Below are 12,079 nucleotides of genomic sequence, written 5' to 3' on the forward strand. Positions count from 1 at the left end.
GCCGTCCTGCCTTAGAAGTAGTGCGGGAAGCGTGACCAGTCGGGGTCGCGTTTTTGCAGGAAGGCCTCCTTGCCTTCCACGGCTTCGTCGGTCATGTATGCCAGGCGGGTGGCTTCGCCGGCGAAGACCTGCTGGCCGGCCAGGCCGTCGTCGGCGAGGTTGAAGGCGAACTTCAGCATGCGGATGGCCTGGGGGGACTGCCGGGCGATGTCCGCCGCGTATTCCAGGGCAACCTCTTCCAGGCGTTCGTGGTCCACGGCCTCGTTCACCGCCCCCATGCGGACCATGTCGTCAGCGGAATATTCGCGGGCCAGGAAGAAAATCTCGCGGGCGGTCTTTTGCCCCACTTGGCGCGCCAGCAGCGCGGAGCCGTAGCCGGCGTCGAAACTTCCCACCGTGGCGTCCGTCTGCTTGAACTTGCCGTGCTGCCGTGAGGCGATGGTGAGGTCCGCCACCACGTGCAGCGAGTGCCCTCCGCCGGCTGCCCAGCCGTTGACGACGGCGATGACCACCTTGGGCATGGTGCGCATGAGCCGCTGGACTTCCAGGATGTGGAGCCGGCCGGCACGCGCGGGGTCGATCGTTTCCTGGGTCTCGCCGTCGGCTGTGTTTTGTACTACGTACCGGTAGCCGTCCCTGCCGCGGATGCGCTGGTCCCCGCCCGAGCAGAACGAATGCCCGCCGTCCTTGAGGGAGGGGCCGTTGCCGGTGAGCAGGACCGTGGCGACGTCGGGCGTCATCCGGGCGTGGTCCATGGCGCGGTACAGCTCATCCACCGTCCCGGGCCGGAATGCGTTGCGGACCTCGGGCCGGTTGAACGCGATCCTGACCGTGGGCAGGTCGCGCACCCAGCCGCCGCCGGAATCCCGCTCCACCTGCCGGTGGTAGGTCATGTCCTGGAAGTCCTCGAAACCGGACACCTCCCGCCAGCGGGTGGGATCGAAGACGTCGGACACCGGGGCGGGGATCTGGTTGCTCACCGTCCAAGTCTAGTAATCGGGCTCAGCTGATGCAGAACTCGTTGCCCTCGGGGTCCGCCATCGTGTGCCAGGAATGCGGCCCCTGGTGCGCAGTCCAGAGGAACCTTGCTCCCCGGGCTTCGAGTTCGCGGCGTACCTCGTCCTTGTCCCGGCCGTCCAGTCGCACGTCCCAGTGCACCCGGTTCTTGACGGTCTTGCCCTCCGGCACCGTCTGGAACAGCATGCGGCGCTCAGGTGACTTCGCCTCGATCTCCTCGGGCGGGCGGATGGCGGCCCCGTCCTTCCATACCAGGTTTCCCCGGTGGGTCATGGTCTGGCCCTCCGTGGCATAGCCCTGCTCGATCATGGACCTGATGAAGTCCGCGTCCTGCGGCTCCACTTCCCACTGCAGGGTTTCGGCCCACCAGTCGGCAAGTTCGTGCGGCTTTGCTGAATCGATGACGATCTGGATGTTCAGTCCCATGCCACCACCGTAAAGCGGCAGGCGCGGGTTGCGGAAGGTGCCCGGATGGCTAGGCCTGGACGTGCTGCATCTGCTCGAAAAGTTCCGACGGGATGGCGTAGATCAGGATAACGGCCAGCAGGTTCTTGGCCGCGTGCACGAAGTAGGAGAACATCACGTTCTTGCCGGTCCACACGTAGACGAACACCAAGGTGGCGCCCATGGCCAGGTAGGGGAGCAGCACCGCCAGGGTGATCGTTTCCTGCCCCACAATGTGAAGTGCGGCGAACAGGACCGCTGACAGGACGCAACAGATCCAGATGTTCACCCGCCGGCTCATCTTCCCGATCAGCAGGTGCCGGAAGATGTACTCCTCCACGAACGGGCCCACCACCACCAGCAGCGGAACCATGAGCCAGGCGGGGACCTGCTGCATGAGCGCCTGCAGCCCGGCCTGGTTCACCGAAGTCTCCACCTGGCCGCTCGCCGCCACCACCACTGCGGTGAGGATCATCATGGCGATCACGGCGGCGGGCACCATGAGGAGCGTGAACCATGGCCGGGTCGCCAGGACCTTGAGGTCGCGCACCACCACCTTGCGCGCGGCCAAAAGCGCGAGTATTCCCACGGAGGCATAAAACAGCAGGTTCACCGCGTAGGAGGCGGCGGCAGGGGACGGAGCGATCTGCCGGAGCAGCGGCGCCACCAGGTCCCCGGCGACGGCGAAGAACGCGGCGATGGCCACGTAGAGGCACAGCGTGGCGCCGTCCATCGGCGAGAACCGGTACAGCTGGGGCTGCGGAGCGGGCGGTAAACGGTGGGCTGTGGCCATGCCTTCAGCCTATCCCCGGGCGGGGGCGTGTAGCCCACGTCACGTACCACCCGCTGCGGTCTAGTAGGATAGTCGAGCCGCGTGAAGCTTCGGCTGCACGAACAATCGCGCTCACAAACGATGGCCTTATAGCCAAAAGGCCGAATTTTGTGAGCTGGATCATTCGTATCCCGGATGCGGTCACCCCCCAACCCACAAGGAACCGTTGTGCCTCAAAGTACCCCCCAAGAACTGCAGAACAGCACGGCACCATCCACCGCCGTCGACCCCACCCTCAGCGCCGAGGGTTACAGCAAGACGCTGGGCCGGCGCCACGTCACCATGATCGCCATGGGCGGCGCCATCGGCGTCGGCCTCTTCATGGGCGCCGGCGGCCGCCTCGCCTCCACCGGCCCGGCCCTCATCTTCTCCTACGCCATCGCCGGCGTCATCGCCTACCTCCTGATGCGGGCCCTGGGCGAACTCATCATGTACCGCCAGACCTCCGGCTCCTTCGTCAGCTACGCGGGCGAAATGTTCGGCAGGAAGGGCGCCTACCTGTCCGGCTGGATGTACTTCATCAACTGGGGCATGACCGGCATCGCCGAACTCATCGCCATCGGCCTGTACTTCCAGTTCTTCTTCCCCAACGTCCCGGTGGAAGCCTCGGCCATCGCCGCGCTGGCGCTCCTGGTGGCCGTCAACCTGCTCAGCGTCAAGGCGTTCGGCGAATTCGAGTTCTGGGCCTCCTGCCTGAAGGTGGGCGCCATCCTGATCTTCCTCGCCGTGGGCACCTTCATGGTGGTCACCAACGCGCAGGTCGGCGCAGGCCACGCCTCCGTCGCCAACCTGTTCGCGGCCGAAGGCGGGATGTTCCCCAAGGGCGCCCTGGTAATGGTCCTCGTCCTCAATGCCGTGATCTTCGCCTACAACGGCATCGAGCTCGTCGGCATCACCGCCGGCGAGATGCAGAACCCGGAACGCGAAGTGCCCAAGGCGATCCGCGCCGTCGTCCTGCGCATCGTGGTGTTCTACGTCGGTTCCGTGACCCTGCTCGCCATGCTCCTGCCGTCCGACCAGTACAAGGCCGGCACCTCCCCGTTCGTCACCGTCTTTGGCCAGATGGGCCTCAGCTGGGTGGGCGACGTGATGAACATGATCGTCATCACCGCGGCCCTGTCCTCGTGCAATTCCGGCCTGTACTCGATCGGCCGCGTCTTCCGCACCATGGCCAACAACGGCCACGCCCCGCAGTGGCTCACCAAAATGTCCAAGCGGCACGTCCCGTACGCGGCCATCCTGGCGATCGCAGCCTTCTACCTGGTGGGCATCCTGCTGAACATCTGGCTGGGCGGCTCGCACGCCTTCGACTTGGCACTGAACACCGCCTCCATCGGCGTGATCTTCTGCTGGGGCTCCATCTTTGCCAGCCAGATCATGCTGCGCAAGAAGGTCGGCAACGCCTCTACCCTGCCCATGCCAGGCTCCCCGTGGACCAGCTGGGCGGGCTTGGTGGGCCTGCTGGCCATCACCGTGCTCATCGGCTTCGACACCATGACCAGCAAGGACGGGGAAGTGTTCTACCTGGGCCTCTGGACCCTGGGTACCGTTCCGTTCTTCGCCGTGCTCCTGTGGCTGGGCTGGCAGAAGGTCAAGAACAACGAGCCCAAGAGCGCGCTGTACACCTGATGCACGCGCTCTCCTGAGCAAACGTACGACGGCGGGACGCCCCTTGGGGAGGGCGGGCCCGCCGTCGGCGTTTCCTGCGTGCGTTCCTGCCCGCTTGCCCGTGACGGCCCGCCGGGGAGTGCGGCGTGTCCCCATCTGGGACCGCTGTTCCGCTCAAGTAACCGGGCGGGAGCACGCACGTGTTTGCTTGGCGACGGGCCGTCCTCGGGGCAGACTATGGCTGTGGGCGAACCCTGGGTGCTGCACGTGGACCTTGACCAGTTCATCGCAGCCGTTGAAGTGCTCCGCCGGCCCGAGCTCGCGGGCAAGGCGGTGATCGTCGGCGGCCGCGGCGATCCCACCGAGCGGGCGGTGGTCTCGACCGCGTCCTACGAGGCCAGGGCGTTTGGCGTTGGCTCCGGCATGCCGCTGCGCGTCGCGGCACGGAAGGTGCCCGACGCCGTCATCCTCCCCGTGGACCACGAGGCGTACATGGAAGCTTCCGAAAAAGTCATGGCGGTGCTGCGCTCCCAGCCCGGCGCCACCGTCCAGGTGCTCGGCTGGGACGAGGCGTTCGTTGGCGTGCGGACTCCGGACCCCGAGGCCTACGCCCGGCAGCTGCAGCAAGCCGTCCTCGCCGAAACCCGGCTGCACTGCAGCGTGGGCATCGGCGACACCCTGCTCCGGGCCAAGGTAGCGACGACGTTCGGCAAGCCGGCCGGCGTTTTCCGGCTCACCGCGGACAACTGGCTCGATGTCATGGGGAGCCGGCCGACGGTGGAACTGTGGGGCGTGGGGACCAAGGTGTCGGCCCGCCTCGCCAAGCTCGGCATCAGGACCGTTGCCGGGCTTGCGGCCTGCAACCCCGACGACCTGGTCCCGGAATTCGGTCCGAAGATGGGGCCCTGGTATGCGCAGCTCGGGCGGGGCGACGGCTCAAGGACCGTCGATGACACACCCTGGGTGGCGCGGGGGCACAGCCGCGAAACCACCTTCCAGCGCGACCTGACAGACCCGCAGCAGATCGAGGACGCGGTGCGGGACCTGGCGGCGCACGTCATGGACGACGTCGCTGCCGAAGGGCGGCCGGTGATTGGCCTGACGCTCAAGGTCCGCTACGCCCCGTTCCTCACCAGGACTTATGCACGGAAGATCCCGGAAACCCCGGATCCCGCGGAGGTACTGGCACGCGCCCTCGACCTGGTGTCGAAGATCGAGCCCGGCCGTCCCATCCGGCTCCTCGGGCTGCGGGCCGAGATGACGATGCCCGAAGACTCACGGAAGGGTCACACGCCAACCCGGAGCGGATAGTGACGCACACGGCCCGGCCAGCAGGAACGTCCCGGACAGCAGAACGGCGGCGGATCCCGTAGGAATCCGCCGCCGTTCGGGCTGCTGCAGCACGCCGTTCGCTGCGGCTGCAACAGCCAAGGACCTAGTCGCGCTTGAACTCGTCCTTGACGCTTTCGCCAACCTTCTTGGCATCGGCCTTGACTTGGTCCGCCTGGCCCTCCGCCTTCAGGCGGTCGTTGTCCGTGGCGTTGCCCGTGGCTTCCTTGGCCTTGCCGCCCAGGTCTTCTGCAGCGTTACTGATCTTGTCTCCGAGGCCCATGGTGGTGGCCTCCTTTCGTTTCCGTTGATCAACAGTGCTTTTTCACCCTAACACGAAGCATGCTTACTTTCTTCTTGCCCTGCAGGCCGCCGCTAGGCTCAGGGGTATGACCAAGCGTGCTGCCCCAGCCAAGACCGCCGCACCCCGGCTTTCGCCCGTGGCGCTGCCTGCGGTGTTGGATCAGCCCGCGGATCAGCCGGGGACGGCCTTCCGCCGCGGGGGAAGGCACGACGCCGTCCGGTACAGCGGGGCGTCGGCCGACGGGCTGGACCTGGCTGAGGCAGTCTTTGCCGAGTGCAGGTTCGACGGGGCGTCCTTCAATGACACCCAGCTCCGCGGCGCCTCCTTCCGCGACTGCGTGCTGTCCGAGCTTTATGCGCCGGTCTTCCGCGCCGCCCGTTCCACCTGGCGCGACGTCGAATTCCACAATCCCCGGCTGGGGTCTGCCGAACTGTATGAGAGCGGCTGGCAGTCTGTCCGCATCGACGGCGGCAAGCTGGACTTCCTGAACCTGCGGGGCGCCAAACTCTCGGACGTGCTCATCACGGACTGCATCATCAATGAACTGGACCTCGGCGGCGCGTCCGCGGCCCGCGTGAAGCTGGAGCGCTGCACCGTGGGATCGCTGGATCTTGCCGGCGCCGGGCTGAAGGATTTCGACATCCGCGGCACCGTTTTCCGCCGCATCAGCGGGCTGGGCAGCCTGTCCGGGCTGGTGATCGACGAGTACCAGCTGGGCCTGCTGGCGCCGCTGCTCGCCGCGCACCTCGGTGTCACCGTCCTCTAACCGGGTGCGCATCTTCCGGCTGGCATGTACTATTTACAGAACGAACGGTCGGTAAGTGGATTAAGTCTGCGATGCCGGCGCCGATGACAGTGCTGTTTTCGCGTGAAGGGTGTTTCCATGGCTGCAGGTGCAGGTCCGCAGGCTTTCCTTGTTGGCGGGGTCCGTACTCCGGTGGGCAGGTACGGAGGTGCGTTGGCTTCCGTACGGCCTGACGACCTGGCCGCCCTCGTGCTCCGGGAGGCTGTGGAACGGGCGGGCCTTGACCCGGAGAGCATCGACGAGGTGATCCTGGGCAACGCGAACGGGGCCGGGGAGGAGAACCGGAACGTTGCCCGAATGGCCACCCTGCTTGCCGGGCTGCCGCTCCACATCCCCGGAATCACCGTCAACAGGCTGTGTGCCTCCGGCCTGAGCGCGATCATCCAGGCGAGCCACATGATCAAGGCTGGGGCCGCAGACATCGTCATCGCCGGCGGCGTCGAATCGATGAGCCGGGCACCCTGGGTGCAGGAGAAGCCCACCAGCGCCTTCGCCAAGCCGGGCCAGATCTTCGACACCTCGATCGGCTGGCGCTTCACGAACCCGCATTTCCAGCACGGCGGCCTGTCCCGTGACGGCAAGATGACCTACTCCATGCCGGAAACGGCGGAGGAAGTGGCACGGGTTGACGGCATTTCCCGCGAGGACGCTGACGCGTTCGCCGTCCGCTCGCACCAGCTGGCCCTCGAAGCCATTGAAGCAGGCCGCTTCAAGGACGAGATCGTCCCGGTCACCGTCAAAACCCGCAAATCCGAATCCGTAGTGGACACCGACGAAGGCCCGCGCCCCGGCACCACCCTCGACGTCCTGGCCGGCCTGAAGCCCGTGGCGCACGGCGGCTCCGTGGTGACGGCCGGAAACTCCTCGTCCCTCAACGACGGCGCCTCGGCAATCATCATCGCCTCCGAGGCCGCCATTGAACGGCTGGGCTTGACGCCCCGCGCCAGGATTATCGACGGCGCCTCCGCCGGCTGCGAGCCCGAAATCATGGGCATCGGCCCGGTCCCGGCCACGCAGAAGGTGCTCAAGCGCAGCGGCCTCAGCGTCGGCGACCTGTCCGCCGTCGAACTTAACGAAGCCTTTGCCACGCAGTCCCTGGCCTGCATCCGGCGGCTGGGCCTGGAACCGGAGATCGTGAACCGCGACGGCGGCGCGATCGCCCTGGGACACCCGCTTGGCTCCAGCGGCTCCCGGCTCGCCATCACCCTGCTGGGCCGGATGGAACGCGAAGACGCCAGGATCGGCCTCGCCACCATGTGCGTGGGCGTCGGCCAGGGCACCGCGATGCTCCTGGAGAAGATCTGATGGCGGCCCCGGTAGACCTGGCGGCGGAGGATTTCACCGCCCTCCTGGTCGAGGAGCGGGACGACCGCGTGGTGGTGCTGCTCAACCGTCCAGAGGTGAAGAACGCCATCGACCAACAGATGGTGGATGAACTGCACACCGTCTGCGCCGCACTGGAACAAAACCCCAAAATCCTGGTCATCGCCGGCGTTGACGGGGTGTTCGCCTCCGGCGCCGACATCGCCCAGCTCCGGGAACGGCGCCGGGACGACGCCCTGCAGGGCATCAACTCCACCATCTTCGTCCGCATCGCCAAGCTGCCCATGCCGGTCATCGCCGCCCTGGACGGCTACTGTCTGGGCGGCGGAGCGGAACTGGCCTACGCCGCCGACTTCCGGATCGGCACCCCCAACGTGCGGATCGGCAACCCGGAAACAGGGCTGGGAATCCTCGCGGCCGCCGGTGCCAGCTGGCGGCTCAAGGAACTCGTGGGCGAACCGATGGCCAAGCAGATCCTCCTGGCCGGGCTGGTGCTCGGCGCCGAGGAAGCCCGGGCCATCAACCTCATCACCGAGATCCACGACCCCGCCGATCTGCTGGAAGCGGCCCACAGCCTCGCCAACCGGATCGGCCGCCAGGACCCGCTCGCCGTCAGGATCACCAAGTCCGTGTTCCACGCCCCGGCCGAAGCGCATCCGCTCATTGACCAGCTCGCCCAGGGCATCCTCTTCGAATCCCAGGCCAAGTTCGACCGCATGCAGGCGTTCCTCGACCGCAACGCCGCGAAGAAGGCCGCCGCCAACCCCGCCGACGGAAAGCAGACCCATGAGTGAGTCACCAGTGAACCCCGCCCTTCCCACTGACCTGCCCCACTTCGTGGGGGTGCTCGGCGGCGGCCGCATGGGCGCCGGCATCGCCCACGCCTTCCTCATCAAGGGCTCCGACGTCCTGGTGGTGGAGCGCGACGACGTCTCCGCCGAGGCGGCCCGCGAACGGGTGGAATCCGCAGCATTGAAAAGCATCGAACGCGGCGGCGTGGACGCCAACTTCGAGGAGCTCGTTTCCCGCCTCACCGTCAGCACCGACTACGACGACTTTGCGGGGCGGAAGCTCGTGGTTGAGGCCGTTCCCGAGGACTGGGACCTCAAGGTCACCGCGCTGCGGGGCATCGAGGAACGGCTGGGGGAGAACGACTTCATCGCGTCCAACACGTCCTCGCTGTCCGTCAACGGCCTCGCCCGCGAACTGAAGCGGCCGGAAAATTTCCTCGGCCTGCACTTCTTCAACCCCGTGCCGGCATCGACCCTCATCGAGGTGGTGCTGGGCGAGCGCACGTCTCCCGGACTCGCCGCCGCGGCAAAATCCTGGGTGGAGGCACTCGGCAAGACCGCCGTCGTCGTCAACGATGCGCCGGGTTTCGCGTCCTCACGGCTGGGCGTGGCCATCGCGCTGGAGGCCATGCGGATGGTGGAGGAGGGCGTGGCATCGGCCGAGGACATCGATGCCGCCATGGTGCTGGGCTACAAACACCCCACCGGGCCGCTTAGAACCACTGACATCGTGGGCCTCGACGTCCGCCTGGGCATCGCGGAGTACCTGCACTCCACCCTGGGCGAGCGCTTCGCGCCGCCGCAGATCCTCAAGGACAAGGTGGCCCGGGGCGAACTTGGCCGCAAGACCGGCAAGGGCTTTTTCGACTGGCCCAGCTGAGCCTCCCGGCCCATGGGCCTAGTCGAAAAATCCCACGATGTAGCCGATGAAATAGAGCAGGGACAGCAGGACGACGACGCCGATGATGGCGATCCACAGGAACTGCGTGCCCTTGCGGGTTCCGTGTTCGTCGTGCCCCTGCGGGCCTGCCGTCGACGCTTCCCCCGGCGGGGTCTCGCCCGGCGGAACCCCGCCGCCAGGCTCCAGGCCAGTGATTTTGTCGTCCTGCGGATCCGGGTTGGTGCCTGACACGATAACTCCCTTGGTTGCCGTCCTGGTGCTTGCCCCAGCGTAACCGGCCCTGGTGGGCGGGCCTAGGCTGGGTGCTGTGACTTTCCTTGAACCCCTTACCCTGACCGGCCGCCACGTAATCCTGGAGCCACTCGCCGAGGAACACCATGACGGCCTGGTGGAGGCGGCAACAGACGGCGAGCTCTGGAAACTCTGGTACACGTCGGTGCCGGCCCCCGAACACATGGCCGCCGAAATCCGGCGCCGGCTGCACCTGCAGGAGCAGGGCTCCATGCTGCCGTTCACCTCGCGCCTGATCGACGCCGAAAGTGGCGGCCCCGGGCGCATCATCGGCATGACCACCTACATGAACATCGACGCTGCCACGCCCCGGGTGGAGATCGGCTCCACATGGAACGCGGCCTCTGCCCAGGGGACAGGCACCAACCCGGACTCGAAGCTCCTGCTGCTCCGCCACGCTTTCGAAACCATCGGCTGCCCGGCGGTGGAGTTCCGCACCCACTGGCTCAACCACCAGTCACGGCAGGCCATCATCCGGCTGGGCGCCAAACAGGACGGCGTGCTCCGCAACCACTCAAGAACCAGTGACGGGAACCTGCGCGACACGGTGGTGTTCTCCATCCTGGAGCACGAGTGGCCGGCCGTCCGCGCCGGACTGGAATACCGGCTGGACCGTCGCGGCTAGGCTGGGTTACCGCCGGGCAAGTGCCGGCAGCGGGACCACGGCCTCCACTGCCGCCGCGTACTGATGGTGTCCGGTGCTGTTCGGGTGGAAGTTCCGCGGGTCCGGCGTCAGGCTGCCATCGGGAGCCGGCACCGGAACAGGGCTGAAGTAGACCCACGGATCCAGGGAGTTTGCGGCGTGTCCGGTGAACCGCGCGGTAACGTCCACGAACTTCACGTTGGCCCGGAACTTGTTGGTGGCGTCCGCGGCGGCTTCCGCCAGCGCCTGGTTAAGGGCGGTGGTGCCGTGGTTGGCCAGTTGCTGGTTTTCGACCGGAATCACGGGGTAGCCGGCGGCGGGGTCGAAGAGTAACGGATACCCCTGCACGGCGATGGCTGCCCGGGGGCCACCTCGTGGATGGCGACGTAGGCCTGGGTGAGTGCGGGCTTGAGGGCGTAGAGTGCCTCGGTGCTGGTCCGGACGGCGTCCTGGCAGGCCTGGTAGGTGCCGGTGCTGCACGCGAACAGCGTCGTATTTACGCCCACATCATTGGCACCCGCCGTGAGGGTGACCAGTTCAGTCCGCCCGGACAGCTCCCCGGAAACCGTCAGGGCATGCACCTGGTCCATGACGCTGGGGACGTTCCCGGGCTGGGCCGCCGAATCCAGCAGCGCTCCGTGGCAGGCCTGGTTCCGGGTCAATTCCACGAGCGGATCAGCGGCCAGCACATCCACGTATCCGCCGTCCGTTTGGATGCAGGGAAAGGTCCAGGCCCAGGTGCCCGCGCCGGTGCCGGCGGTGTACGAATCGCCCAGCGCCACAACGTCAACATGCGGTGACGGCGGGGCGGCTGCGGCTGGAACGGCGCCGATGCCCACGGCCGTTGCCAGGGCCGCCGCCGTGGCTCCGAAAGCCGGCTGCCGCCGTCGTGCCAATGAAGTCTTCATGAATTCCCCCTCAGTGCTCAGCTGTCCCCGGCCCGGGCACGTGGCAGCCACGGTACTCCCGTCCGTCCCGGCTGTCACGGGTTCCCGCCGTGTGGTTAGCTGGGCGGATGAGCAACCGGCGCGGGCCCCTGGACTGGGAGGGCGCTGTCAACGCATGGCACGTTGCGGGCGGCGTCTACCGGATGGGACGGCGCGAATGGCTGACGGAGGCCGGGTGGAGGCAGGCGTTCGACGACGGCGTCCGCACTGTCATCGATCTCCGCAACGCTGCTGAGGCGCGGCGCCGGGACAAAGACCCTAAGATTACGGCCGCTGCATTGGCCGGCTTCGACGTGGTATCCGCGCCCACCGAGGAGCCCGGCGACCCGCGGTTCGCCGCCGTCACGGGGCCCTACCTCAACGATCCCGCCCATTACGCCGAGAACGCCCGGCTTTTCCCGGACAAACTGGTGGGCGTGTTCCGGGCGCTGGCGTTGGTGGCCCCCAGGGGGCGCGTGGTGCTGCACTGTGCCGCGGGCAGGGACCGCAGCGGGCTCGTCGCGGCCATGGTCCAGGACCTCGCGGGCCACTCGGACCACGCCATCGCGGAGGGCTACCGGCAGGGCGCCCGCGGGATCAACGAACGGTACCGCACCCACGGGCCGCCGCATGACCGTGAGCGGTACCTGCCGGAGCCGGACCTTGCACCGCTGCTGGAGGAGCGCGGACTGGCCGTCGTGGCGTTTGTCCGGGAGCTGGATACGCGCTCTTTCCTCCTGGCGCACGGGCTCCGGGAGGCGGAACTGGAGGCCGTCCTGGCACTCTGTGCCGCCGGCGCGGATACAATGGGGCTCATGTGACCTGTGTGACATGAGGTGCTCAAGTTCCTCAGTCACGTCGATCG

At 67.2% G+C, this 12,079-nt stretch carries 15 protein-coding genes; 8 read left to right on the forward strand and 7 right to left on the reverse strand.

Going from position 1 to position 12,079, the window contains the following annotated elements:
* Positions 1–11: 11 nt before the first annotated feature.
* Genes AC2JAJ_RS11710 through AC2JAJ_RS11720 form a run of 3 tightly spaced genes read right to left on the reverse strand, consistent with a single transcriptional unit; the run spans position 12 to position 2,254 of the window.
* Entirely contained in the window at positions 12–980 is a 969-nt protein-coding gene (locus AC2JAJ_RS11710) for a 1,4-dihydroxy-2-naphthoyl-CoA synthase (protein ID WP_486415757.1), read from the reverse strand.
* Between the two features lie 22 nt (positions 981–1,002).
* Positions 1,003–1,443: a VOC family protein gene (locus AC2JAJ_RS11715; RefSeq protein WP_473697645.1), complete on the reverse strand. Its 441-nt coding sequence runs from the start codon at positions 1,441–1,443 to the stop codon at positions 1,003–1,005.
* 49 nt (positions 1,444–1,492) lie between these two features.
* The gene (locus AC2JAJ_RS11720; protein WP_486415756.1) at positions 1,493–2,254 is read right to left on the reverse strand and encodes a CPBP family intramembrane glutamic endopeptidase; all 762 of its coding nucleotides are present in this window, start codon (positions 2,252–2,254) and stop codon (positions 1,493–1,495) included.
* Between the two features lie 207 nt (positions 2,255–2,461).
* Between AC2JAJ_RS11720 and AC2JAJ_RS11725 the strand changes: the two genes are divergently transcribed.
* A complete protein-coding gene (locus AC2JAJ_RS11725; RefSeq protein WP_486415755.1) occupies positions 2,462–3,922 on the forward strand; it encodes an amino acid permease in 1,461 nt (486 codons plus the stop codon).
* Between the two features lie 222 nt (positions 3,923–4,144).
* A complete protein-coding gene (locus AC2JAJ_RS11730) occupies positions 4,145–5,212 on the forward strand; it encodes a DNA polymerase IV (protein WP_501053126.1) in 1,068 nt (355 codons plus the stop codon).
* Between the two features lie 124 nt (positions 5,213–5,336).
* Here the strand turns inward: AC2JAJ_RS11730 and AC2JAJ_RS11735 are convergent, their stop codons facing one another.
* Positions 5,337–5,513: a CsbD family protein gene (locus tag AC2JAJ_RS11735; protein WP_221386135.1), complete on the reverse strand. Its 177-nt coding sequence runs from the start codon at positions 5,511–5,513 to the stop codon at positions 5,337–5,339.
* 106 nt (positions 5,514–5,619) lie between these two features.
* Between AC2JAJ_RS11735 and AC2JAJ_RS11740 the strand changes: the two genes are divergently transcribed.
* From AC2JAJ_RS11740 to AC2JAJ_RS11755, 4 genes are all read left to right on the forward strand, one after another.
* Positions 5,620–6,300 carry a pentapeptide repeat-containing protein gene (locus AC2JAJ_RS11740; protein WP_486415753.1) on the forward strand — a complete coding sequence of 227 codons (681 nt, stop codon included), beginning with the start codon at positions 5,620–5,622 and terminating at the stop codon, positions 6,298–6,300.
* A 117-nt stretch (positions 6,301–6,417) separates the two neighbouring features.
* Entirely contained in the window at positions 6,418–7,644 is a 1,227-nt protein-coding gene (locus AC2JAJ_RS11745; protein WP_486415752.1) for a thiolase family protein, read from the forward strand.
* Entirely contained in the window at positions 7,644–8,456 is an 813-nt protein-coding gene (locus AC2JAJ_RS11750; RefSeq protein ID WP_486415751.1) for an enoyl-CoA hydratase/isomerase family protein, read from the forward strand. The genes AC2JAJ_RS11745 and AC2JAJ_RS11750 overlap by 1 nt, the downstream gene beginning before the upstream one ends.
* Entirely contained in the window at positions 8,449–9,333 is an 885-nt protein-coding gene (locus tag AC2JAJ_RS11755) for a 3-hydroxyacyl-CoA dehydrogenase family protein (RefSeq protein ID WP_486415750.1), read from the forward strand. Before AC2JAJ_RS11750 ends, AC2JAJ_RS11755 begins: the two co-directional genes overlap by 8 nt.
* An 18-nt stretch (positions 9,334–9,351) precedes the next feature.
* Here the strand turns inward: AC2JAJ_RS11755 and AC2JAJ_RS11760 are convergent, their stop codons facing one another.
* Positions 9,352–9,585, reverse strand: a complete 234-nt coding sequence (locus AC2JAJ_RS11760; protein WP_221386140.1) for a DUF6480 family protein — start codon at positions 9,583–9,585, stop codon at positions 9,352–9,354.
* A gap of 76 nt (positions 9,586–9,661) precedes the next feature.
* Between AC2JAJ_RS11760 and AC2JAJ_RS11765 the strand changes: the two genes are divergently transcribed.
* Positions 9,662–10,270, forward strand: coding sequence for a GNAT family N-acetyltransferase (locus AC2JAJ_RS11765; RefSeq protein WP_486415749.1), 609 nt, complete (start codon positions 9,662–9,664; stop codon positions 10,268–10,270).
* A 6-nt stretch (positions 10,271–10,276) separates the two neighbouring features.
* Here the strand turns inward: AC2JAJ_RS11765 and AC2JAJ_RS11770 are convergent, their stop codons facing one another.
* Both AC2JAJ_RS11770 and AC2JAJ_RS11775 read right to left on the reverse strand, forming a co-directional pair.
* On the reverse strand, positions 10,277–10,591 hold the full coding sequence (locus AC2JAJ_RS11770) for an SGNH/GDSL hydrolase family protein (protein WP_486415748.1): 315 nt from the start codon (positions 10,589–10,591) through the stop codon (positions 10,277–10,279).
* Positions 10,588–11,196 carry a GDSL-type esterase/lipase family protein gene (locus AC2JAJ_RS11775; RefSeq protein ID WP_486415747.1) on the reverse strand — a complete coding sequence of 203 codons (609 nt, stop codon included), beginning with the start codon at positions 11,194–11,196 and terminating at the stop codon, positions 10,588–10,590. Before AC2JAJ_RS11775 ends, AC2JAJ_RS11770 begins: the two co-directional genes overlap by 4 nt.
* Positions 11,197–11,303: 107 nt before the next feature.
* On the opposite strand from AC2JAJ_RS11775, the gene AC2JAJ_RS11780 reads away from it, so the two are divergent.
* Complete coding sequence (locus tag AC2JAJ_RS11780) at positions 11,304–12,035, forward strand: tyrosine-protein phosphatase (RefSeq protein ID WP_486415746.1); 732 nt, start codon at positions 11,304–11,306, stop codon at positions 12,033–12,035.
* The last annotated feature ends 44 nt before the right edge of the window (positions 12,036–12,079 follow it).

It is taken from the genome of Arthrobacter sp. MOO21, assembly GCF_057369995.2.

Bases quoted from the DNA above. Each gene is read 5' to 3' on its own strand.
- AC2JAJ_RS11715 (WP_473697645.1), bottom strand. From the start codon at position 1,443: ATGGGACTGAACATCCAGATCGTCATCGATTCAGCAAAGCCGCACGAA.
- AC2JAJ_RS11720 (WP_486415756.1), bottom strand. From the start codon at position 2,254: ATGGCCACAGCCCACCGTTTACCGCCCGCTCCGCAGCCCCAGCTGTAC.
- AC2JAJ_RS11735 (WP_221386135.1), bottom strand. From the start codon at position 5,513: ATGGGCCTCGGAGACAAGATCAGTAACGCTGCAGAAGACCTGGGCGGC.
- AC2JAJ_RS11740 (WP_486415753.1), top strand. From the start codon at position 5,620: ATGACCAAGCGTGCTGCCCCAGCCAAGACCGCCGCACCCCGGCTTTCG.
- AC2JAJ_RS11745 (WP_486415752.1), top strand. From the start codon at position 6,418: ATGGCTGCAGGTGCAGGTCCGCAGGCTTTCCTTGTTGGCGGGGTCCGT.
- AC2JAJ_RS11750 (WP_486415751.1), top strand. From the start codon at position 7,644: ATGGCGGCCCCGGTAGACCTGGCGGCGGAGGATTTCACCGCCCTCCTG.
- AC2JAJ_RS11755 (WP_486415750.1), top strand. From the start codon at position 8,449: ATGAGTGAGTCACCAGTGAACCCCGCCCTTCCCACTGACCTGCCCCAC.
- AC2JAJ_RS11775 (WP_486415747.1), bottom strand. From the start codon at position 11,196: ATGAAGACTTCATTGGCACGACGGCGGCAGCCGGCTTTCGGAGCCACG.
- AC2JAJ_RS11780 (WP_486415746.1), top strand. From the start codon at position 11,304: ATGAGCAACCGGCGCGGGCCCCTGGACTGGGAGGGCGCTGTCAACGCA.